At 59.8% G+C, this 22,233-nt stretch carries 24 protein-coding genes and 1 tRNA gene; 19 read left to right on the top strand and 6 right to left on the bottom strand.

The window, feature by feature from the left end:
• Positions 1 to 165: 165 nt before the first annotated feature.
• The gene (locus BUE09_RS05005; protein ID WP_019339525.1) at positions 166 to 477 is read right to left on the bottom strand and encodes a con-10 family general stress protein; all 312 of its coding nucleotides are present in this window, start codon (positions 475 to 477) and stop codon (positions 166 to 168) included.
• 432 nt (positions 478 to 909) lie between these two features.
• Between BUE09_RS05005 and BUE09_RS20225 the strand changes: the two genes are divergently transcribed.
• From BUE09_RS20225 to BUE09_RS04980, 6 genes are all read left to right on the top strand, one after another.
• Entirely contained in the window at positions 910 to 1,080 is a 171-nt protein-coding gene (locus BUE09_RS20225) for a hypothetical protein (protein WP_156889451.1), read from the top strand.
• Between the two features lie 513 nt (positions 1,081 to 1,593).
• On the top strand, positions 1,594 to 3,261 hold the full coding sequence (locus tag BUE09_RS05000) for a cyclohexanecarboxylate-CoA ligase (RefSeq protein WP_073299612.1): 1,668 nt from the start codon (positions 1,594 to 1,596) through the stop codon (positions 3,259 to 3,261).
• 35 nt (positions 3,262 to 3,296) lie between these two features.
• The gene (locus BUE09_RS04995; protein ID WP_073299611.1) at positions 3,297 to 4,064 is read left to right on the top strand and encodes an SDR family NAD(P)-dependent oxidoreductase; all 768 of its coding nucleotides are present in this window, start codon (positions 3,297 to 3,299) and stop codon (positions 4,062 to 4,064) included.
• A gap of 13 nt (positions 4,065 to 4,077) precedes the next feature.
• Positions 4,078 to 4,860: an enoyl-CoA hydratase-related protein gene (locus BUE09_RS04990; RefSeq protein ID WP_073299610.1), complete on the top strand. Its 783-nt coding sequence runs from the start codon at positions 4,078 to 4,080 to the stop codon at positions 4,858 to 4,860.
• 59 nt (positions 4,861 to 4,919) lie between these two features.
• On the top strand, positions 4,920 to 6,059 hold the full coding sequence (gene aliB / locus BUE09_RS04985; protein WP_073299609.1) for a cyclohexanecarboxyl-CoA dehydrogenase: 1,140 nt from the start codon (positions 4,920 to 4,922) through the stop codon (positions 6,057 to 6,059).
• Positions 6,060 to 6,100: 41 nt separating this feature from the next.
• Positions 6,101 to 6,607 carry a MarR family winged helix-turn-helix transcriptional regulator gene (locus BUE09_RS04980; RefSeq protein ID WP_073299608.1) on the top strand — a complete coding sequence of 169 codons (507 nt, stop codon included), beginning with the start codon at positions 6,101 to 6,103 and terminating at the stop codon, positions 6,605 to 6,607.
• 42 nt (positions 6,608 to 6,649) lie between these two features.
• Here BUE09_RS04980 and BUE09_RS04975 read toward each other — a convergent pair whose 3' ends face one another.
• The 3 genes from BUE09_RS04975 to BUE09_RS04965 form a co-directional block, all read right to left on the bottom strand.
• Positions 6,650 to 7,837 carry an MFS transporter gene (locus BUE09_RS04975; RefSeq protein ID WP_073299607.1) on the bottom strand — a complete coding sequence of 396 codons (1,188 nt, stop codon included), beginning with the start codon at positions 7,835 to 7,837 and terminating at the stop codon, positions 6,650 to 6,652.
• Positions 7,838 to 8,019: 182 nt separating this feature from the next.
• On the bottom strand, positions 8,020 to 8,925 hold the full coding sequence (yedA, locus tag BUE09_RS04970; protein ID WP_073299606.1) for a drug/metabolite exporter YedA: 906 nt from the start codon (positions 8,923 to 8,925) through the stop codon (positions 8,020 to 8,022).
• A 114-nt stretch (positions 8,926 to 9,039) separates the two neighbouring features.
• Positions 9,040 to 10,272 carry a M24 family metallopeptidase gene (locus BUE09_RS04965; protein ID WP_073299605.1) on the bottom strand — a complete coding sequence of 411 codons (1,233 nt, stop codon included), beginning with the start codon at positions 10,270 to 10,272 and terminating at the stop codon, positions 9,040 to 9,042.
• A gap of 161 nt (positions 10,273 to 10,433) precedes the next feature.
• Here BUE09_RS04965 and BUE09_RS04960 point away from each other — a divergent pair, with 161 nt between their 5' ends.
• From BUE09_RS04960 to BUE09_RS04935, 6 genes are all read left to right on the top strand, one after another.
• Entirely contained in the window at positions 10,434 to 10,997 is a 564-nt protein-coding gene (locus BUE09_RS04960) for a cupin domain-containing protein (protein WP_073299604.1), read from the top strand.
• A 250-nt stretch (positions 10,998 to 11,247) separates the two neighbouring features.
• On the top strand, positions 11,248 to 12,849 hold the full coding sequence (locus BUE09_RS04955) for an ABC transporter substrate-binding protein (RefSeq protein ID WP_073299603.1): 1,602 nt from the start codon (positions 11,248 to 11,250) through the stop codon (positions 12,847 to 12,849).
• Positions 12,850 to 13,020: 171 nt separating this feature from the next.
• Positions 13,021 to 14,031: an ABC transporter permease subunit gene (locus tag BUE09_RS04950; protein WP_073299602.1), complete on the top strand. Its 1,011-nt coding sequence runs from the start codon at positions 13,021 to 13,023 to the stop codon at positions 14,029 to 14,031.
• A gap of 12 nt (positions 14,032 to 14,043) precedes the next feature.
• The gene (locus tag BUE09_RS04945) at positions 14,044 to 14,955 is read left to right on the top strand and encodes an ABC transporter permease subunit (RefSeq protein WP_073299601.1); all 912 of its coding nucleotides are present in this window, start codon (positions 14,044 to 14,046) and stop codon (positions 14,953 to 14,955) included.
• A gap of 52 nt (positions 14,956 to 15,007) precedes the next feature.
• Positions 15,008 to 16,036, top strand: a complete 1,029-nt coding sequence (locus BUE09_RS04940; protein ID WP_073299600.1) for an ABC transporter ATP-binding protein — start codon at positions 15,008 to 15,010, stop codon at positions 16,034 to 16,036.
• Complete coding sequence (locus BUE09_RS04935) at positions 16,026 to 17,039, top strand: peptide ABC transporter ATP-binding protein (protein ID WP_073299599.1); 1,014 nt, start codon at positions 16,026 to 16,028, stop codon at positions 17,037 to 17,039. Before BUE09_RS04940 ends, BUE09_RS04935 begins: the two co-directional genes overlap by 11 nt.
• Positions 17,040 to 17,174: 135 nt before the next feature.
• On the opposite strand, the gene BUE09_RS04930 is transcribed toward BUE09_RS04935, so the two are convergent.
• Both BUE09_RS04930 and BUE09_RS04925 read right to left on the bottom strand, forming a co-directional pair.
• The gene (locus BUE09_RS04930) at positions 17,175 to 17,447 is read right to left on the bottom strand and encodes a DUF1652 domain-containing protein (RefSeq protein ID WP_073299598.1); all 273 of its coding nucleotides are present in this window, start codon (positions 17,445 to 17,447) and stop codon (positions 17,175 to 17,177) included.
• A gap of 342 nt (positions 17,448 to 17,789) precedes the next feature.
• Positions 17,790 to 17,879 (bottom strand) — tRNA-Ser (locus BUE09_RS04925).
• Positions 17,880 to 18,007: 128 nt separating this feature from the next.
• Here BUE09_RS04925 and BUE09_RS04920 point away from each other — a divergent pair.
• The 7 genes from BUE09_RS04920 (at position 18,008) to BUE09_RS04890 (ending at position 22,209) form a co-directional block, all read left to right on the top strand.
• Complete coding sequence (locus tag BUE09_RS04920) at positions 18,008 to 18,676, top strand: Bax inhibitor-1/YccA family protein (RefSeq protein WP_045426571.1); 669 nt, start codon at positions 18,008 to 18,010, stop codon at positions 18,674 to 18,676.
• A gap of 88 nt (positions 18,677 to 18,764) precedes the next feature.
• Positions 18,765 to 19,157, top strand: coding sequence for a sulfurtransferase complex subunit TusD (tusD, locus tag BUE09_RS04915; RefSeq protein ID WP_073299597.1), 393 nt, complete (start codon positions 18,765 to 18,767; stop codon positions 19,155 to 19,157).
• On the top strand, positions 19,157 to 19,516 hold the full coding sequence (gene tusC, locus BUE09_RS04910) for a sulfurtransferase complex subunit TusC (protein WP_073299596.1): 360 nt from the start codon (positions 19,157 to 19,159) through the stop codon (positions 19,514 to 19,516). Before tusD ends, tusC begins: the two co-directional genes overlap by 1 nt.
• On the top strand, positions 19,516 to 19,818 hold the full coding sequence (tusB, locus tag BUE09_RS04905) for a sulfurtransferase complex subunit TusB (protein ID WP_073299595.1): 303 nt from the start codon (positions 19,516 to 19,518) through the stop codon (positions 19,816 to 19,818). The genes tusC and tusB overlap by 1 nt, the downstream gene beginning before the upstream one ends.
• Positions 19,815 to 20,150 (top strand): TusE/DsrC/DsvC family sulfur relay protein, encoded by a 336-nt coding sequence (locus tag BUE09_RS04900; RefSeq protein WP_073299594.1) that lies wholly within the window; start codon positions 19,815 to 19,817, stop codon positions 20,148 to 20,150. Before tusB ends, BUE09_RS04900 begins: the two co-directional genes overlap by 4 nt.
• Entirely contained in the window at positions 20,147 to 21,127 is a 981-nt protein-coding gene (locus BUE09_RS04895; RefSeq protein ID WP_073299593.1) for a glycosyl transferase family protein, read from the top strand. The genes BUE09_RS04900 and BUE09_RS04895 overlap by 4 nt, the downstream gene beginning before the upstream one ends.
• Before the next feature lie 83 nt (positions 21,128 to 21,210).
• Positions 21,211 to 22,209 (top strand): glutathione S-transferase family protein, encoded by a 999-nt coding sequence (locus BUE09_RS04890; RefSeq protein ID WP_073299592.1) that lies wholly within the window; start codon positions 21,211 to 21,213, stop codon positions 22,207 to 22,209.
• Positions 22,210 to 22,233: the final 24 nt, after the last annotated feature.

Below are 22,233 nucleotides of genomic sequence, written 5' to 3'. Positions count from 1 at the left end.
ATATAACAAATCAGAAAGAACACTCGCAACCGCCGCCCCATAGATAAGTTAACGAACTACAGCGGCGCTGTTTTTCGAAAATAGATTTACCAGCAAATAAAAAAGCGAAACTTGCATCGCAAGTTCCGCTTATATTCGCTCACGTTAGCAATATAGCTTTAACGTTTACGAGTTGCGGCCACCACCGTGGCTGTTCTGACCGCCCTTTTTGCCGGCTTCGGACGCCTTCTCGCGGTCGTTGGCAAAGTTTCCACCGCTGTTCTGGCCACCTTTCTGGCCGGCTTCAGACGCTTTCTCGCGGTCGTTAGCGAAGTTTCCACCACTGTTCTGACCGCCCTTCTGGCCGGCTTCGGAGGCGCGTTGCGGATCGTTGGCAAAATTGCCACCGCTGTTGTGACCGCCTTTTTGCCCTGCTTCGGAGGCCTTCTCGCGATCGTTAGCAAAGTTACCCGGATTTCCGCTCTTATCGTTCGACATGAGATTACTCCAGTTACTTGATGGTACTTAAAAATGGCGGCCACTCTGCAGCCGCCTCACTATCTCGGAGGGCAACTACGGCCTAAGAGTTCTGAAAAAACAGATAGAGTTCGATGAACGGCGCCACTTCAAACTGCCATTACAAGCGCAACACCTTAATCTGCGATAGTTGCACTTAGATGGCAACGGAACGCCAAACACCATGCCCATGCTAGTTACAGCGCTATATAGGGCTTTGCGTCGCGACGACCAGCGAAGACAGACTGTTAATCGTCAGCAGACGCCGCTCATCGGCGCCGTCAAAGGAAGGATTTTTGTCAACAAGCTGTAACCGAATCGGAGCAGTCTCGGAGTCAAGGAAAGCCGCGACGGCTGGCGCAAGGAAGCGATTTTCTGGACCACCAGCCCCTCGACCGAGACATTGGAGGCCACATGAGCAGCAAAACGCTGGAAAACCTGGTCAAGCAATCCGATCTCAGCAACAAGCAACCGCTTGAATTCTGGAAACAGCTGAGGCGCTGCAAAACGGACAATCGCCCGAGCGCTGCGGCACTGGCGAGGCGTGCATCAATGGACCTCGAGCTCTACGTGGTCGGACGCTAAGCATCTCTGCACACCCGCACGCAAACTACGTAGCGCCGCAATCACAGAAGAACAGAACCGGGCTCAATGCCCGCCCGCGGGGCGCGATCCCAGCCGCTCCTGTCCATTCCTCATTGATCAGCCCTGACGTCCCCGTTTGGCGTCGCACGCCGATTCCAGTCCGGGCTATATAGAAGCCTGTATCGCAGTCTCTCGCTCAGCGTCGGCGCAAACCTGCAAGTTCATTGTTGCGACCCGACCTGCATGGCTCTGTCCCATAAAGGCTTTGTAGCACGAAGCACTTTGCAGTTCACTGCTCGACTCCCTCTCGGCATGCAAACAGCCGCCTTAGCTGGCCGCCAGGCAGTTCATCAACTGTTTGGTGGGATAGTGAACGGCAGGCTATCTGTCACAATTAACGACAACACATTGACATATTATTGGGTTCTAGTTTAACTACTCACCAGCGATCAGTCGTTTCCTTCGCCCACTACAAGAACAATGCTATTCGAACGGAAAAAGGTAGATTAGCTCATGAACATTACCGCAACGGTGCCATCCGAACGCCGCGCATCAATGATCGAATCCGGCGCGTGGAATGACAAGGTCATTACAGACTATCTGGACCATGCTGTATCGAGCAGACCTGATGCGCCTGCCCTCATCGCATACCGTGTCCAACAAAACGTACGACGCATGTTCAGCTACGCCGAACTGGATCACATCGTTCGCCGCATGGCAGCCGGCCTCGCGGCGCTGGGCGTGGACAAAGGCGATATCGTCTCCTGCCAACTGCCCAACTGGTGGGAAATGACCGCCCTGCACCTGGCGTGTGTTCGCATCGGCGCGGTGCTCAATCCGTTGATGCCGATTTTTCGCGAGCACGAGCTGCGCTTCATGCTGGGCTATGCGCAGAGCCGCGTATTGGTTGTACCGCAGACATTCCGCGGCTTCGATTACGCCGCGATGGTGGACGGGCTGCGCCCCGAACTACCGGCGCTCGAGCATGTACTGGTAATCGACAGCGACGATGAGAGTCGTTCCTTCCAGCGGGTGCTGCTGGATCGCGCGTGGGAAGAGGAAACCGACACCCAAGCCCTATTCGCCGACCGGAAGCCGCACGGCGACGACGTCGTCCAGTTGCTTTACACATCTGGTACTACGGGCGAGCCCAAAGGCGTTCTGCACAGCAGCAATACGCTGTTCAGCAATATCCGTCCCTACGCCGAACGCCTGCATCTGGGCAGCGACGACATCATGTTCATGGCGTCGCCACTGGCCCATCAGACCGGCTTCCTCTACGGCCTGATGATGCCCATCTACCTGAAAAGCGCATCGGTCCTGCAGGACGTTTGGGACCCGGCGTTTGCCGTCAAGGTCGCCAAGGCCGAACGACCGACCTTCACAATGGCGTCGACACCCTTTCTGGCGGACCTGATCGAGATTGCGCCACAACACCCAGAAGAATTGTCCTCGCTGCGCGTCTTCGTCTCGGCCGGCGCGCCAATACCGGGGGCGCTGGTGGAGCGTGCGGCTGCCGCCATTCGGGCCAAGATTGTTTCCGCGTGGGGGATGACCGAGAACGGCGCCGTAACCATGACCCGGCCCGAAGACGAGCCGGAGCGCGCGATCAACAGCGACGGCGTCGCAGTGCCCCATATGGAAGTGCGCGTGGTGGATGAGACTGGCGAAGACGTACCACGCGGCGCCGAAGGCAACCTGCTCGTTCGGGGCGCCAGCCTGTTCATCGGTTACCTCAAGCGCCCGGATCTGTACAACGTCGATGACGACGGCTGGTTTCCCACCGGCGACCTGGCGCGGATGGACGCTGACGGCTACATCCGCATCACGGGTCGCACCAAGGACGTGGTGATCCGCGGTGGCGAAAACGTACCGGTCGTGGAAATTGAAAACCTGCTCTACAAGCACCCGGCGATTTCTGCAGTCGCGCTGGTGGGTTGCCCTGATGAACGTCTAGGCGAGCGGCTTTGCGCCTACGTCACCCTCCATGAGGGGCATCCGTCGCTCAGCCTGCAGGACGTAGTCAGCTTCCTCACGGAGCAGCGCCTGACCCGCAACTACTTACCGGAATACCTCGAAGTGCTGCCTGCATTGCCACGCACACCATCCGGGAAGATCCAGAAATTCAAACTGCGTGAGCAGGCCAAAGGCATCTGCCTCCCGGCCGCCAAGCCCGCCTGAACACCCCTTCCCTTTGCATTCGTTGGAGAACCGATATGAAAGGCCTATCTGGAAAAACCGTGATCATCACGGGCGGTGGCGGTGGCATTGGCCGCGCGCTCTGCCTGCGTTTTGCCGCCGAGGGCAGCCGAGTCGCGGTCCTTGATCGTGACGAAGCAGCCGCGCAAAGCACAGCCGAGCTTGTCACCGAAGCCGGCGGCAAGGCAGTGGCCTATGCCGCGGACATCACCGACTACGCCAGCATCGTCGAAACGGTAGAAAAGATTGAGCGCGACCTGGGTGTGCCAACCGTGCTCGTCAACAATGCGGGCTTCGACCGCTTCATGCCGTTTCTCAAGACCGAGCCAGGCATGTGGCAGCAGCTGATCGATATCAACCTGACCGGCGCGCTCAACATGCACCACGTGGTGCTGCCGAAAATGCTCGAAGCCGGCGGCGGCAAGGTCATCAACATTGCCTCCGATGCCGCGCGCGTCGGCTCCTCGGGGGAAGCGGTCTACGCCGCGTGCAAAGCGGGCTTGATCGGTCTGTCGAAGACCTTGGCGCGGGAGCTGGCCAGCAAGAACATCAATTTCAACGTGGTCTGCCCCGGCCCCACCGATACCGCGCTGCTGAAAAGTGTGGCGGCCACGTCGAACAATCCGGAGAAGCTGCTTGAAGCGTTCAAGAACGCCGTTCCCAAGCGTCGTCTTGGCCAACCGGAAGACTATCCCGGCATCGTCTGTTTGCTTGCTAGCGACGATGCCGACTTCATCACCGGACAGGTCATCAGCGTGTCCGGTGGCCTGACCATGGCTGGCTGAACAGGAGCTCAACATGAACTACGAAGACATTCTCTACAGCGAAGCCGACGGCGTCGCGACCATCACCATCAACCGCCCGGAGCGCTACAACGCGTTTCGCGGCCAGACCTGCATGGAGCTGCTCGACGCCTTCAACCGGGCCGGCTGGAACAAGGCCATTGGCGTCATCGTATTCACCGGCGCCGGCGACAAAGCCTTCTGCACGGGCGGGGATCAAGGTGCGCATGAGGGCCAATACGACGGTCGCGGCCTGATCGGACTGCCTGTCGAAGAGTTGCAGAATCTGATTCGCGAAGTGCCCAAGCCCGTCATCGCGCGGGTCAATGGATTCGCCATTGGCGGCGGGCACGTACTCCATGTGGTCTGCGACCTGAGCATCGCCTCTGAAAACGCCATCTTCGGCCAGGTCGGCCCGAAGGTCGGCTCGGTCGATCCCGGCTACGGCACCGCCTACCTCAGCCGGGTGATCGGCGAGAAACGCGCCCGGGAGATTTGGTACCTGTGCCGTAAGTACAGCGCGCAGCAAGCGTATGACTGGGGTTTGGTCAACGCCGTGGTGCCCCACGCTGAACTCGATGCTGAAGTGAGCAAGTGGTGCGACGAAATTCTGGAAAAGAGCCCGACCGCTCTCTCCATCGCCAAGCGCTCGTTCAATGCCGACAGCGCCAATATTGGCGGGATCGGCGGGCTCGGGATGCAGGCGCTGAGCCTGTACTACGACACCGACGAAGCCAAGGAAGGGACCGCTGCGTTCAAGGAAAAGCGCAAGCCGAACTTCCGTCAGTTCTACAAGTAACGCATCCGCGCGGAGCCGGGAGACCGGCTCCTGCCACAGGCTTCTGGCTGGAGATCACCATGAATTTCGGTTTCAACGAGCATCAAACCGCCATTCGCGACAGCGTGGCACGCTTCAGTGCCGATGTGCTCATGCCCGGCTACCGACGTCGTGAGCGCGAAGGATGTATCGAGCGGTCGCTGATCGAGCAGATGGGGGGAATGGGCCTGCTGGGTGGCGAACTGCCGGAAGCGTTCGGCGGCAGCGGTCTGGATTGCGTCACGGCCGGCATCATCATCGAAGAAATCTCACGCGGCGACTTCAACGTGGGCTACATCCCGTTACTGGCCGCACTCAATGGCCAGATCATCGCGCAGCATGCCGCGCCTGAACTGGCGCGCGAATGGCTCGGTGAAATCACCGCCGGTCGCAAGGTCGTGTGCATTGCCCTGACCGAACCCAGCGGCGGCTCGGATGCGGCGAACCTGCGCCTCAAGGCCGAACACAACGGCGACGGTTACATCCTCAACGGCGAAAAGACCTCGATTTCCATGGCTGACCAGGCGGACGTGGCGGTCGTGTTTGCCCGCACGGGTACGCAGGAATCGCGCGCCAACGGCATCAGCGCCTTTCTCGTCCCGATGGACTCGCCCGGCATCAGCACCACCCGTTTCGATGATGCCGGCCAGCGCTGCATCGGTCGTGGCTCGATCTTCTTCGACAACGTCCGGGTGCCGGCCAGCCATCGTCTGGGCGAGGAAGGCCAGGGCTTCAAGCAGGTCATGCAAGGGTTCGACTACAGCCGCGCGCTGATCGGCCTGCAGTGCCTGGCCACCGCCCAGCAATCGCTGGACGAAACCTGGCAATGGCTGACCGAGCGCGATGCCTTCGGGCAAAAGCTCTCCGCCTTTCAAGGCCTTACGCATCCGCTCGCCGAATACCAGACCTACGTGCAGGCCGCTCGGCTGCAATGCTATTACGCACTCTGGTTAAAGGATTCGGGGCAGCGCCACAATGCTGAAGCGGCAATGAATAAATGGTGGGGACCGAAACTCGCGTTCGACGTCGTGAAGCAGTGCATGCTTGCCCACGGTCATACCGGCTGGGGCGAGGATCTGCCCTTCTCGCAGCGCATGCGGGACGTGCTGGGGCTGCAGATTGGTGACGGCACGGCGCAGATCATGAAAAATATCATCGCCCGTGAATGCATACCCAGGTAGCGCGTTCCGACTGACTTACCGCCATCCTGCTAGGAATTCCGATGTCCGCGATTGAAACCAAGAGCATTCCCAACCGGCTTTTCTTCCGGTTGTTTCAGACCGGCAACGTGTTGCAGCGGCAAGTGCAGAAAGAGATGGGCATCAGCACCGTGCAGTGGGCGGTGCTCGGCGCCTTGTCCCGTCCAGGCTATGACGAGGGAATCTCCTTCAATCAACTGACCGAGTATCTGGTGGTCAGCCGCCAGAGCCTGGACGGCGTTCTGAAACGCATGGAGCGGGACGGCCATGTCGAGCGCGTGCCGCATCCCGACGACGGGCGTGCACGGCTGGTCAGGCTGACCGCGCCGGGACGCACGTACTGGGAGGCGCTACAGCAGCGTATCGCCGAGTTCTATGCGCAGGGATTGAAGGGCTTCAGCTTCGATGACAGCGTCAACTTCCTGCATTACCTGAGCAAATTTCAGGCAGATCTCGGCAGCATTGCGCTCGAGCGCGTCGATACTGCCGACTTGGACTCAATAGAAGAATCTGCTATCGGGCAGTCATAACGTTCTCGACCACGCTGCTCATCGCGAAGCAGCGTCGCATGACTATTGTTCTGTCGCCCGCTCCTGCCTGAGCAGCAGCCAGACGATGCCAAGACCGCCCACGGCTACCACTGCGGCACCGAGAAAGATGCTCTGCATGCCGATGTAAGCGGCCAACACGCCCATGATCGCGCCGGACAGGCCCAGCGACAGGTCAAAGAACATAGCGAAGACGCTAAGACCCGAGCTGCGGTTGGCAGTGCCTACTCGGGATACCACGCCCACGCCCAACGCCGGATACAGTAGAGAAAGGCCGCAGCCGGTCAAGGCTGAACCGGCCAGTGCAACGCTCGGCGCCTCCGCCAGCCAGAGCAGCAGTAACCCACAGATTTCAATCATCAGGCAGACCATCGCCACTGAATAGCCGCCAACGCGGTTGATCAGATTGGGAAATAGCAGGCGTGTGCCGATAAAGGCAAAGGCGAAAGCGGTCAGACACCAGGCGGCGCCATCCCATCCACGCGCGTCATAATACAAAGCAATGAACGCTGTCAGCGTGCCGTAACCGATGGTTGCCAACGCCAAGCTGATACCTGGCGGAGCGACTTTCCACAACACCTTGCCAAACGGCAATCGTGCACCCGGATTGAGCGGCGCATCACCACGCCGCCATGCCAATGCCAGCCCTGTGGTGGCCAGTCCCATTGTCACAGCGCCGAGGCTCCAGAGGCCCAGCGACTCAGTCAGAAAAACGCCCAATGGTGCGCCAATGCCGACCCCGCCATAGGCGGCGACTCCGTTCCAGGAAATCATCCGCGCAGTACTTTCGGCTCCCAACCGGCTGATGCCCCAGGTGATCGCCGATATGCCAACCAGACTTTGCGCAAAACCAAGGATCAAGCGGCTGGCGACCATCACCCCGATACTTGCCAGCGGCCAGGATTCGAATAGCGCCGAGGCCAGCAGAAACGCGCCGCTTATCAGCCCTGACGCCATGCCGATGAGTACGGTTTTCTTTGCGCCCCGCTCGTCCGCCAGCCGGCCGGCGAGCGGACGGCAGAGCAAGGTGGTCAGATATTGCGCACCAATAACAATACCGGCGATCGCGGTACTGAACCCCAGGTTTTCATGGATGTAGCCCGGCAGCGACGCCAGCGGAATACCAATGGAAATGAACGAGATGAAGTTGAAAATGACCAGCGACAGGATGAAGAAGGTGTCGTTGGTGGACGGTTGTTTCGCAGCGGGCATCGGGTCGCCTGTTGAGATGAGCGGAAGGAAAAGACACGGCGGGCCAGACCGCTCTCGGTGCAGCTATGGAGGACCAAGGTGGCGTATGAGTCGTCCGAGGTCAGGACCACGAAGTAATTGGTCCGATCTTGCCCAAGCGGCAGTCATCATACAACTACCGTCAGGCCGACGGCGCGCTCGATTCAGGTCTCGCTCGCCACAGCTGCGGCCTTCGGCCGGCGCCACTGGGGCAAACCGATCAGGATTACCGCGCTGACGATAACCGTCATCGCCAACCACTCCTCAGGCCCGATGCGCTCACCGGCAAACGTGATACCCAGCAGGACCGCCACCACCGGATTTACATAGGCGTAACTGGTCGCCGCTGCCGGTCGCACATGCTTGAGCAGGTACAGGTAGGCGCTGAACGCGACGATGGATCCGAGAAACGTCAAGTAGATCAACGCAAGCCAGCCACCCATGTCTGGCATCTGCTGCAGGCGTTCGCCGCTCACCAAACTGCCGAACAACAACACGGCGCCACCGACGAGCATCTGTGCTGCACTCGCCATTGCACCGTTCGGCAGACTGAGGTGGCGACTCCACATCGAACCGAACGCCCAGCTCGCCGCTGCGAGCAAAACGATCACCGCGCCCAGAGGGCTGGCCTGAAGGTTGTGTCCAAGATTGAGCAAGCCGATGCCGATCAGCCCCAGCAGGATCCCGCCCCACTCCAGACCCGTGGTTCGCTGGCCCCAGATCAAGCCGAACAGCAAGGCAAACAGCGGCACGGTTGCAATCGCCAGCGCCGCAACCGCCGACGCTACCCCAAGGTGCTCGGCAATGGTGACGCCGCCATTGCCGCAACTGAGCAGAAGGAAGCCGACGATTGCACATGAGCGCCACTCCTTGGCGGTCGGCATCGGGACACCGCGCCAGCGCAACCAGGCAAACATCAGGCTACCGGCAACGACGAAACGCAGCCCGGCCAACAGCATTGGCGGCCACGACTGGACGCCGATACGAATCACAAAATAGGTCGAACCCCAGATCAGATACAGGGCGGCAAAAGCGCCCACGAGCAGCAGCGGAAAGCGGCGCGAAGACATGACGTGAGGCCCGAGCGGGTGGTGGGATCGACCATTCTAGATAGCCCACTTAGCCAAGAATAAGCACAGTCAGCCATTTGTTTAGCGGTGCAGTTAGGCGCACCGCCTCACCGCTTAGCAGTGATTGAGGCCGAAGGGATCATCAATGCTGTGGCTCGGCTCGGTGAACCAGCGCGGTCCACTCTCGCTCATGTAGAAGTGGTCCTCCAGGCGAATGCCGAACTCACCGGGCACGCAGATCATCGGTTCGTTGCTGAAACACATGCCGACGTCGATGGGTGTCTGGTCGCCGCGGACCAGATAGGGACTTTCATGGATTTCCAGCCCGACCCCGTGACCGGTTCGATGAGGAAGCCCCGGCAATTGGTAATCGGGACCGAGGCCGCAGGCTTCGAGCGCGCCTCGCGCCGCCTCGTCCACTTCTTCACAGCGCGCACCCCGTCGGGCCGCCGCAAAGGCGGCCAACTGTGCGTCCTTTTCGAACGTCCACAAGGCTCGCTGGTGTTCGCTCGGCTCGCCGAAGACGTAACTGCGCGTGATGTCCGACAGGTAACTGTGCACACGACAGCCCGTGTCGATCAGGACCATGTCACCGCGCTTGAGCGTCTGCGGATACTTCACACCATGGGGAAATGCACTCGCCTCGCCGAACAGCACGATGCAGAAGGTTGACCCAGGCGCACCGACTGCCGGGTGCGCCAGCTCGATAAACCGAACCACTTCGGTGGTGCTGATGCCCTCACGCAGGATGCTCGCCGCCGCCTTGTGCACTTCCAGCGTCATGTCCTTCGCCCGTTGCATCAAGGCGATCTCAGCATTCGATTTACGCTGCCGGCAATAGCTTGTCACGACGCTCGCATCGGTGAAGGCGTAGCCTGGATCCAGCAAGCGCAGGCCGTCGAACATGAAAAACGGCAAAGACGGACACAGACCAATGCAGGGGCGGAGCCTGGTGTTCGGCTGGATGCCCATGCGCTGCAAACAGTCGAGCAACAAACGATAGGGGCTTTCGTGCTCCTGCCACCCGTTGACTGCACCATCAACCACCATGAAGTCGCGAATCGTGCCCTCTTCGAAGGCCGGCGCCAGGTACTCCAGCGCACCCTCTGCGGGCAGGATTGCACCAACCATGCGCTCGCTCGGGCTCCAGCGCACGCCGGTGAAGTACTCGAGGTTGGCGCCCGCGCTGAGAAAAACGGCGTCGAGGCCAAGCTGCCTCGTGCGCCGCTGTGCCTTGTCGATACGGTCCAGGTACTCGTCTTGCGCTATCGGCTCGACGCCGTCCAGCATGTTGCGCAAGCGCCCAAGCGCTTCTTCCTGCGTGCTGCCGCCGACACCGATGGTCATGCCTGTTCTCCGAAACCAGCCAAAAATGTTCGCCGAATTTAAGTACAGCTTAATTTTTCTGGCAAAGCTTTTTTCTGCGGTGCCGTGAAAAAGCCAAAATCAAGGCTGGCGCGAGCCTGTCCCGCTGGCCGTATACTGGCCACTTTCACAAGGCGAATTTCATGACAGTCGACCGTATCGGTGAGCGATTGCGTCGTCACAGGCGTGCCGCGAACAAGACCCTGAACCAGGTAGCCAAGGAGTCGGGGCTGACGGCGAGCTTCCTGTCCCAGGCCGAACGTAACCTTACGGGTGTTTCGATTTCGTCGCTGGCGAACATCGCAAAATCGCTCGGCGTGCCGCTCAATTCGCTGTTTGATCAGCCCAGCCAACCGCAGCCCGATTCCCACCAGGGCGAACGCGTTCGTTACACCATCGAAGGCCAGCCGCTGGCGTACGAGCGCCTGTCTACAAGCTTTCCAGGCAATCTGCTGAACGCCGTCAAAGTCAGCATGCCAGTGGGTTACCAGTCCGAACTCATTGCCCACGAAGGCGCCGAATTCGCCTATGTCCTCTCCGGACGGATCATCTACACGGTCGATGGCCGCGACTATCCGTTGGCCAGCGGCGACTCCATACATTTCGATGCGTGCAAGCCTCACCACCTAGCCAACGTAGGCGATCAACCGGCCGAAGTGCTCACCGTAACGACCATGGGCCTGTTCGACGATTTGACCACCCGGTAGCTGGCACCGCTATTGCTTGATCTCGATACCTGAAGCTCGCCAACGAAATTTAGCAGCGCTTAATTTCTGTTGACCGGGTTTTCAGCATGACTTAATTTCGAGACAGGCTAGGCTGTGATCTTCAAGACGCAGCTGCCAACAGTGTTCTGCGCCGAGCGGGCGAACCCCCACGGCGACACCGGCGTGCAGTGAGCCACTGTTCGGTCCACGAGACCAACCCTCGATGAACATAAAAAAGAATGAGGTTTGCATGCGAAACACTCTCTCCATCCGAGCATTGCTCGCCGCGGGACTGATCCTCGGCTCGCCCCTCAGCTTCGCCGTCAGCAGCCTGGTGTACTGCTCCGAGGGCAGCCCCGCCGGTTTCGATCCCGGTCAGTACACCACCGGTACTGACTTCGACGCCGCCTCGGAAACCGTATTCAACCGTCTGGCCCAATTCGAACGAGGCGGCACTCGCGCCCTCCCCGCGCTGGCGACCAAATGGGAGGTCAGCGATGACGGCCTTACCTATACCTTCCATCTGCGTCCCGGGGTCAAGTTTCATACCACTGACTACTTCAAGCCCAGCCGCGAGTTCAATGCCGACGACGTCCTCTTCACTTTCCAGCGCATGCTCGACAAGGAGCATCCGTTCCGCAAGGCGTACGCCAGCGAGTTTCCCTATTTCGTCGATATGGGCATGGACAAGAACATCACCAAGGTCGAGAAGCTAGACGACATGACCGTCCGCTTTACCCTCGACAAAGTAGATGCCGCCTTCATACAGAACCTCGCGATGAATTTCGCCGCGATCCATTCAGCTGAATATGCCGATCAGTTGCTCCAAGCCGGTAATAGTGAACAGATCAACCAGAAGCCGATTGGCACCGGGCCGTTCGTGTTCAGCCGCTACCAGAAAGACGCGCAGATCCGCTTCAAGGGCAACAAGGAATACTGGAAACCCGAAGACGTGAAGATCGACAACCTGATCTTCGCGATCACCACTGATGCCTCGGTACGTGCGCAGAAGCTTCGTGCCGGGGAATGCCAGGTCACGCTCAACCCTCGCCCGGCGGACATCGAAGCGTTGCAGAAAGATCCCAACATCGAGGTACCGAGCCAACCCGGCTTTAACCTCGGTTACATCGCCTATAACGTTGAGCACGAGCCACTCGGCAAGCTTGAGGTGCGCAAGGCGTTGGACATGGCCGTCGACAAGAAATCCATCATCGAGGCCGTCTATCAGGGCGCCGGCCAATTGGCTGTAAACGCCCTTCCGCCCACTCAGTGGTCCTACGACGAGAGCATCAAGGGCACTGAATACAACCCGGAAAAAGCGCGCGAATTGCTTAAGCAGGCAGGCGTGAAGGAAGGCACCGAAATCACCCTGTGGGCAATGCCCGTGCAGCGCCCCTACAACCCCAACGCCAAGCTGATGGCGCAAATGATCCAGGCTGATTGGGCCAAGATCGGGATCAAGGCACGCATCGTCAGCTACGAGTGGGGCGAATACATCAAGCGCGGCCATGCGGGGGAACATGACGCCATGCTGATCGGCTGGACTGGGGACAATGGTGACCCGGACAACTGGATGAACACTCTGTATGGCTGTGATGCGGTAAATGGCAACAACTGGTCCAGATGGTGCGACGCGACATACGACAAAGTGGTCAAGGATGCCAAGCGCATTACTGATCAGGCTGAACGCACCAAGCTGTATGAACAGGCGCAGCAGATCATTCAGGAGCAGGTGCCGATCACGCCTATCGCCCACTCCACGGTCTACCAACCGATGCGCAACAGCGTCGAGGGCTTCGAAATCAGCCCCTTCGGGCGCAACTCCTTCTATGGCGTAGAAAACAAGCGTTGATAGTAGCGAAGCCAGGCTTGCCCTTGTGCAGGTCTGGCTGACCTCCTTTGCACGTTTTTTGACTGCCGGTCCGCACAGCAAAGCGTCATCAGCCCAACGATAGTCACGAACTTGAGTACGGCGATCGAGGCTGTGCTGTTGCGTAGCCATAGTTTTACCAGGAGTTCTGCAATGTTCAGCTTCATAGCCCGCCGCGTGGGTCTGCTGATACCCACCTTTTTCGGCATCACGCTCCTCACCTTTGCCCTGATTCGCATGATCCCTGGGGACCCGGTGGAAGTGATGATGGGAGAGCGAAAAGTCGATCCGGAGATGCATGCCCAGGCCATGGAGCGGCTGGGTCTGAACAAGCCACTCTACCTGCAGTACTTCGATTACATCGGCAATCTGGCGCAAGGCGATCTCGGCGAGTCGCTGCGTACACGCACCAGCGTCTGGAAAGAGTTCACTACCCTGTTTCCTGCCACCCTCGAGCTTGCCTTCGCGGCACTGATCATCGCCGGCACCCTTGGCGTGCTGGCTGGCGTGGTCGCCGCACTTAAACGCGGCTCGCTGTTCGACCACGGCGTCATGGGCGTTTCGCTGGTTGGGTATTCGATGCCAATCTTCTGGTGGGGTCTGATCCTCATCATGTTCTTTTCGGTCGGCCTCGGCTGGACGCCCGTTTCGGGACGGATCGACCTGCTCTACGACGTCCCGCCCGTCACCGGCTTCATGCTGATCGACACCCTGCTCAGCGAAGAAGAAGGCGCCTTTCTGGACGCTCTTCACCACATGATTCTCCCGGCTGTGGTGCTGGCGACGATTCCCCTGGCGGTCATCGCACGAATGACCCGCTCGGCAATGCTCGAAGTGCTACGCGAAGATTATGTCCGCACGGCTCGAGCGAAAGGTTTATCGCCGAACCGAGTGGTGTTCGTTCATGGGCTGCGCAACGCACTTATCCCCGTCCTGACCGTGTTCGGCTTGCAGATCGGCACCCTGCTGGCCGGCGCCGTACTGACCGAGACCATCTTCTCCTGGCCGGGCATCGGCAAGTGGCTGATCGAATCCATCGGCGCACGCGACTACCCAGTAGTGCAGAACGGCATCTTGCTGGTCGCCTGCCTCGTCATCCTGGTCAATTTCACCGTGGACATCCTCTACGGCCTGGCCAACCCCCGTATTCGCCACCAGCGCTAAGGAGGCCGAAGCATGAACAGCATCGAGACCCTGCCGGCCGCCGAACCGACTGCTTATTACCCGTCCCCCCTTCGGGAGTTCTGGAGAGCCTTTCGCCGCAACAAGGGCGCACTGGGCGGCTTGATCTTTATGGTGTTGCTGGTTGCCTGTGCCCTGTTCGCACCGGCGTTGGCGCCCTACAACCCCAGCGAACAATTTCGCGACTTTTTGCTCACCCCGCCGGCCTGGCAGGAAGGCGGGACGGCGCAGTTCATGCTTGGCACCGACGAGCTCGGGCGGGACATGCTTTCGCGGCTGATCCACGGGGCGCGGCTGTCGCTGCTGATCGGTCTTGCTTCGGTCGTCTTTTCGCTGCTGCCCGGCATCCTGCTCGGCCTGCTCGCAGGTTTTTCCCCTGCTCGACTGGGCCCGTTCATCATGCGTTTGATGGACATCATGCTGGCGTTGCCTTCGCTGCTGTTGGCCGTGGCCATCGTGGCGATCCTCGGCCCAGGTCTGATCAATACCATCTTCGCCATCGCGATCGTCTCGCTGCCTTCCTACGTGCGACTGACCCGAGCGGCGGTGATGACCGAACTCAACCACGACTACGTGACAGCCTCGAAACTGGCAGGTGCTGGCACCTTGCGCTTGATGTTCATCAGCGTATTGCCGAACTGCATGGCGCCGCTGATCGTACAAGCCACGCTGAGCTTTTCCTCAGCGATTCTCGACGCCGCCGCGCTGGGCTTTCTAGGCCTTGGCGTGCAGCCGCCGACGCCCGAATGGGGAACGATGCTGGCCTCCGCGCGTGACTATATCGAGCGCGCCTGGTGGGTGGTGTCGCTACCCGGCCTGGCGATCCTGCTCAGCGTCCTGGCGATCAACCTCTTCGGTGACGGGCTGCGTGATGCACTCGACCCGAAACTGAAGAACGCCGCATGAGGAGTCCATCGATGCTCAATTCAAGATTTACGCACACGAGGGACTATCGCTCATGAGCCTCCTCGAGATTCAAAATCTGTCGGTGCGCTTTGGAGACGACGCCGCGCCGCCTGTGGTCGACGGGCTAGACCTCAGCGTCGACAAAGGTGAAGTGCTGGCCATCGTCGGTGAATCCGGCTCTGGCAAGTCAGTCACGATGATGGCCTTGATGGGACTGGTCGATGCGCCGGGCAAAGTGGCAGCTGATCGCCTCCAGTTCGCCGGCCAGGATTTGTTGACTCTCAAGGGGCGCCAGCGCCGTCGAGTGATCGGCAAGGATTTGGCCATGGTCTTTCAGGACCCAATGACCGCGCTAAACCCCAGCTACACCGTGGGATACCAGATCGAGGAAGTGCTGCGCCAGCATCTGGGCCTCAAGGGCAAAGCCGCTCGGCAGCGAGCACTCGAGCTGCTCGAACGGGTGGAAATCCCCGGCGCCGCTAGCCGTCTGGACGCCTTCCCCCATCAGCTGTCCGGCGGCATGAGCCAGCGGGTGGCTATCGCCATGGCTATCGCAGGCGAGCCACAGCTGTTGATCGCCGACGAGCCGACCACGGCACTCGACGTGACCATCCAGGCGCAGATCATGGATCTACTGCTGAGCTTGCAGCGCGACCAGAACATGGCGCTCATCCTGATCACCCACGACCTGGCCGTAGTGGCTGAAACGGCTCAGCGCGTCTGCGTGATGTATGCGGGCCAGGCGGTCGAAACCGGGCGCGTACCAGAGCTGTTCGACGCACCCGCTCATCCGTACACCGAAGCGTTGCTCGCCTCCATCCCAGAACATTCGAACAGCCGGCGTCTTGCGACCTTGCCGGGCATCGTTCCGGGTCGATACGACCGCCCGGCGGGCTGCCTGCTCTCGCCACGTTGCCCTTACGCTCAACCACGCTGCGGAGAACCACCGGCACTGGAACCCTACGACCGCGGCGAGGTGCGCTGCTTTTACCCGCGCAACATGACGCCTGGCGAAGCACCTGAAGTGCTGCCGGAGTCGCAACGTCCGAGCCAGCCACCCGGAGAACACCATGTCTACTGAGCCGTCGACAGGCAGCGTGCTGTCCGCACGCGAGCTGACCCGCCACTACCAAATTTCACGTGGGCTGTTCAAACCACACGCCACCGTGCGCGCGCTCAACGGCGTGTCATTCGAACTGGCGTCCGGCGAAACCCTTGCGGTGGTGGGCGAATCTGGTTGCGGCAAGTCCACGCTTGCACGGGCTTTGACACTCATCGAGGAGCCCACTTCCGGATCGCTGCAGATCGCCGGCCAGGAAGTGGCAGGCGCAGACAAGGCTCAACGCAAACAGCTTCGCCGCGACGTGCAGATGGTGTTCCAGAATCCCTACGCCTCGTTGAACCCAAGGCAGAAGATCGGCGACCAGTTGGCTGAGCCGCTTGTTATCAATACCGGGCTGTCACGCAGCGAACGCCGGGAGCGCGTGCAGGCGATGATGCAGCAGGTCGGGCTGCGCCCTGAGCACTACCAGCGCTATCCACATATGTTCTCCGGCGGCCAGCGCCAGCGCATCGCCCTTGCGCGGGCCATGATGCTCAATCCGAAGGTGCTGATTGCCGATGAGCCGACTTCGGCGCTGGATGTGTCGATTCAAGCGCAGGTGCTGAACCTCTTCATGGATCTGCAGGAGCAGTTCAACGCCGGCTATGTCTTCATATCCCATGACCTGGCTGTTGTCCGTCATGTGGCGGATAAGGTACTGGTGATGTACTTCGGTAGCCCGATGGAAATGGGACCTGCCGAGTTGATCTACGCCCGTCCGCTGCACCCTTACACCCAAGTGTTGTTGGCCGCGACACCGAGCATCCGCCCGGACCCGACAAGACCGAAGGTCCGCGCCAGTGGTGAACTGCCCAATCCACTCGATCCGCCGACTGGTTGTGTTTTCCACACCCGCTGCCCGCACGCCACCGAACGATGCAGCGCTGAAGTACCCGCATTCCGCAACTTGGACGACAGGTTGGTAGCGTGCCATTACGCCGAGGAGGTGGGCTCGGCCTCCAAAACCGCTTCGGTTGCCTGAGCCGAGTCAGGCACGCAGGTTGCTTCATGAACTCAAACAAAAGGCCCCAGAACATGGGGCCTTTTACTTGAAAAGTGGCGGCCGGTGAAATTCGACGTCGTCGCCCATCTGGATGACGCATAGACAAACGTTCAGCTAAATGGCGATCTGTCGTTCTTTTAAGCGCTCTAGCAGAGCCGGCCGTAGCGCAATGACGTCGAGTTCGATCACGCTGATCAACCTTGACAACTGCGCTCGCGAAACCGCTGCGCCGCAGGGGAGCCCGGTCAGGACCAATGACTCTCCTGTTAGCTCATCCAGCAGCATCGCCTGGATGGTCTGCGGAGAGTCCATAGTGGCCGTAAACAACAATGGCTTGAAGTGTTCCCGCACGAGTGCCAAAGCCTCGGGCAGTCTTATCCGGATCATCTGACAATTCCTTTTGTCTGCGCGGAAATTAAAAGCTAAGCACAACCACAGTTCAACGATCTGCCAAAACCTTACATCACAGCGCTGGGGCACATAAATCGCTTTCGCATGATGGCGACCAAGCCAGCGCCAAACAGCGCCTGCCAGCCCGAAGACTTATTCCAGCACACAAAAACCCACGCTCGCCGAACCAGCCGGAATCCCGTGAATTGCTCTGATAGTGCGTGGATTAGCCTGACGCTCTCCAATGCCTGGAGGACCAAACCAGGACCACACAGATAGCCGATTTCAGACGCCAGAAACGCTAAAGGCCCCGGAATCCGGGGCCTTTAGTTTGCGATATGGCGGAGGAGGTGAGATTCGAACTCACGGAAGAGTTTCCCCTTCGACGGTTTTCAAGACCGTTGCATTCAACCGCTCTGCCACTCCTCCGCAGAGAGCGGGCGCAATAGTACCCGAACGAAACAGTCTGTCAAACACTGTCGTTAGGAGGAAACAAAAGCTCTGTTATGATCCGGGGCAATTCACCTTAGGCTGAATACATCTACAGGAGTGTCGCCATGCTCAAGCAACAGTACGCACCTACGCATACGCAGGTTGAACAGAAGGAAGTCAGCCGCGTTCTGCGCAACACCTACGGCCTTCTGGCCATCACCCTGGGCTTCAGCGCCTTCGTCGCCTACATGGCGATGCAAGCCAACGCAGCTTACCCGAACATCTTCGTGGTGCTGATCGGCTTCTACGGCCTGTTCTTCCTGACCGTGAAGCTACGCAATTCCGCGTGGGGTCTGCTTTCGACTTTCGCCTTGACCGGTTTCATGGGTTACACGCTGGGGCCGATCCTCAACATGTACCTGGGCACTGCCAACGGTGGTGAGCTGATTGCCTCGGCGCTGTCGATGACCGCTCTGGTCTTCTTTGGCCTGTCGGCGTTCGTGCTGATCACCCGTAAGGACATGAGCTTCCTTAGTGGTTTCATCACCGCCGGTTTCTTCGTCCTGCTGGGCGCAATGGTCGCTGGTTTCTTCTTCGAGATCAGTGGTCTGCAGCTGGCGATCAGCGCGGGCTTCGTGCTGTTCTCGTCGGTCTGCATCCTCTACCAGACCAGCGCCATCATCCATGGCGGCGAGCGTAACTACATCATGGCCACCATCGGCCTGTACGTTTCGCTGTACAACCTGTTCATCAGCCTGCTGCAGCTGATGGGTATCATGGGTGGCGACGACTGATCAGCACCCATCGAATAAGCCCGCTTCGGCGGGCTTTTTCGTTTCCAAAGCTCGCGTATCATGTCCGCCAGTACTGAAACGGTGGCCCATGAAATTCGCAATCGCTCTGTTTTCACCCCCGCACTCTCCTGCCGCACGGCGTGCATTGCGTTTTGCAGAAGCAGCGCTAGAGAGCGGGCACGAGATTGTCCAGCTGTTCCTCTATCAGGACGGCGTGCACAGCGCCTCGGCCAACATCGTCGCTGCGCAGGACGAGCTAAACCTGAGCGAGCAGTGGGGCCAGTTCATCACTCACCACGGGCTGGATGGCGTGGTCTGCATCGCCGCCGGCCTGCGCCGCGGTGTGCTGGATCAACAGGAGGCAAAGCGTTACCAGCGTCCGGCGGCGAACCTGGCTGCGGGGTGGGAGCTGTCCGGCCTGGGTCAATTACACGAAGCCAGCCAGCAAGCCGACCGCCTCGTCTGTTTCGGAGGTCACTGATGGCTCGCTCGATGCTCATCATCACTCGCCAATCACCGTGGTCTGGTCCGTCTGCACGCGAGGCGCTGGATATCGCTCTGGCCGGCGGCGCGTTTGAGCTGCCGCTCAGCCTGCTGTTTCTAGATGACGGTGTATTTCAGTTGGTGCCTGCGCAACAGGCTGCTCGGCTCGAGCAGAAGGACCTGACCGCCAACCTGCAGGCGTTGCCGATGTTCGGCATCGAGTCGCTGTATGCGGCCAGACGCAGCCTCAGCGAGCGCGGCTTGGATGATGCACAGCTGTCTCTTCCGGTTGAGCTACTGGACGACGCTGGCCTCGGCGCTCTTATCAACCGCTACGACCATGTGATCACGCTCTGATGGCTACCTTGCACCTGCTTTCACATTCGCCTTTTTCCGACGACCGTCTGGTCAGCTGCCTGCGGCTGCTCTCGGTTGACGACGCGCTGTTGCTTTGCGGCGACGCCGTATACGCCCTGCAAAATGGCACGGCTCAGTGCCAGGCGCTGGAGTTGATGCCCGATAGCATCGCGCTTTTCGCATTAGCGGAAGACGTCGCTGCACGCGGCCTTGGCGCTCCCCCAGCTCGTCTGCAACAGGTCGACTATGAGGGTTTCGTCGCGCTTTGCTGCCGGTTTGAGCGGACCAACTCCTGGCTATGAAAACGCTGAACGTCAATGGCACACAGATTGCTGTGGATCAGGAAGGCTTTTTGCTGGACCTGAATGACTGGAGCGAACCTGTGGCCGAGGTACTGGCTCATGCAGAAGACATCTCGCTTCAGCCCGAGCACTGGGAAATCATCAAGGTGCTGCGCGCGTTCTATCAGGAGTTTCAGCTGTCGCCAGCGACGCGTCCGCTGATCAAGTACACGGCACTGAAACTCGGCCCGGACAAGGGCAACAGCATGCACCTGAACCGTCTATTCAAGGGCACCCCCGCCAAGCTTGCCGCAAAGCTGGCAGGCCTGCCGAAACCGAGCAACTGCATATGAGCCTGGTCACACCCGCTGAACACCCGTTCGCCGTTTTCGTCCGTATTCTCGGCAAAGGCAAGCGCGGCGCCCGCGACCTCACCCGTGAGGAAGCGCGCGAAGCCATGGGCATGTTGTTAGACGGCAAGGCCGAGGAAACTCAGCTCGGCGCCTTTCTTATGCTGCTACGCCACAAGGAGGAAAGCGCGGAAGAGCTTGCAGGCTTCACCGAAGCCGTGCGTGATCGCTTGAACGCCCCAGCGATCGCGGTGGATATCGACTGGCCCACCTACGCAGGCAAAAAACGGCATCTGCCGTGGTATCTGCTGGCGGCGAAATGCCTGGCACGCAACGGCGTGCGGATCTTCATGCACGGCGGGGGCGCGCATACCGCAGGTCGCATGTATACCGAGCAGCAGCTTGAGTTGTTGGACATTCCCCGGTGCGAGAGCTGGGCTGACGTTAGTGCAGCGCTAGAGCGCGGCAACCTTGCGTTCATGCCGCTCGGCGCGTGGATGCCAAGGCTTCAGCACATGATCAATCAACGAAACATTCTCGGCCTGCGATCACCGATCCATTCGCTGGCTCGAATCCTCAACCCCCTGGGTGCCCGCTGCGGTCTGCAGAGCATTTTCCATCCCGGCTATCAGGCCAATCACCGGGAAGCCAGCCGGTTATTGGGCGACACCTCAATCGTGATCAAGGGCGAAGGTGGCGAAATCGAGGTCAACCCGGACGGTGTTGCTCACCTGTACGGCACACAGGCGGGCGAATTCTGGGACGAAGACTGGCCAGCTCTATCGCCGCAGCGTCACGTCAAGCCGGCGCAACTCGATGCGCAGCACCTGCTTGCAGTCTGGAAAGGCGCCGAGGATGCCTACGGTGAACTTGCGGTCGTTGCGACCATGGCGCTCGCATTGCGAGGCCTCGGACAGCCGCGCGACGCCGCATTCACCCAGGCACGTGAGTTCTGGGCGCAGCGCAATCTATCGATCTGACCGATTGGTTTGACCGGGCATTACGGCTCATGCGCCAACCCTTGCCACCTACACTGTTTCTAATTCGAAATTTGGAGGTGAGCATGGGACTTTTGATAGACGGACAGTGGCAAGACCGTTGGTACGAAAACAGTAGAGACGGTGAATTCCAGCGAGAGCAGGCCCAGCGGCGAGATTGGGTTACAGCAGATGGCTCGCCGGGCCCGGATGGCCGCCCCGCCCTCCAGGCACAAGCCGGCCGCTATCATCTCTATGTTTCACTGGCTTGCCCCTGGGCCCATCGCACCCTGATCTACCGCAAGCTCAAAGGGCTCGAGTCCTTGATCGACGTTTCTGTCGTCAGCTGGCTCATGGCCGAACACGGCTGGACGTTCGACAAGGAGAAAGGCTCGACCGGCGATGCGCTGGACGGACTGACCTATCTGCACCAGCGCTACACAGCCGATGATGAACGCTACAACGGCCGGGTAACGGTTCCCGTGCTGTGGGATCGGGAGCAGCAGCGGATCGTTAATAACGAGTCCGCAGAGTTGATCCGGATCTTCAATAGCGCGTTTGATGAGCTGACCGGTTCGACGCTGGACCTTTACCCGGAGCCGCTACGTGCCGAGATCGATTCGCTCAACGAGCGGATCTACCCTCGGATCAACAACGGCGTCTATCGCGCGGGCTTCGCTTCGACGCAAGGGGCCTACGAGGCTGCATTCGCTGAGGTATTTGCGGAACTCGACTGGCTGGAGCAGCGTCTCGGTGAACGACGCTATCTGACCGGCGAATACCTGACCGAAGCCGATTGGCGTCTATTCACCACGATCATCCGTTTCGACGCGGTCTACCATGGCCACTTCAAGTGCAACTTGCGTCGTATCGAAGACTACCCCAACCTCTCGAACTGGCTCCGAGAGCTGTATCAATGGCCAGGCGTTGCCGAAACGGTCGACTTCACCCATATCAAGCACCACTACTACGCGAGTCATCGGCATATCAATGCCAACGGCATCGTGCCCAAAGGCCCCGAATTGGCGCTTCACCGCGCGCATGATCGCGACCATCTGCCAGGCAAAGACATCTGGTCGCGGTAACCCGAACTTTCTAGCGTGCCGCGA

Origin of the sequence: Stutzerimonas xanthomarina DSM 18231 (genome assembly GCF_900129835.1) — a bacterium.
Lineage (GTDB): Bacteria > Pseudomonadota > Gammaproteobacteria > Pseudomonadales > Pseudomonadaceae > Stutzerimonas > Stutzerimonas xanthomarina.
Note: the sequence above shows the minus strand (reverse complement) of the source record. Positions and strands in the feature narration are given on the sequence as shown.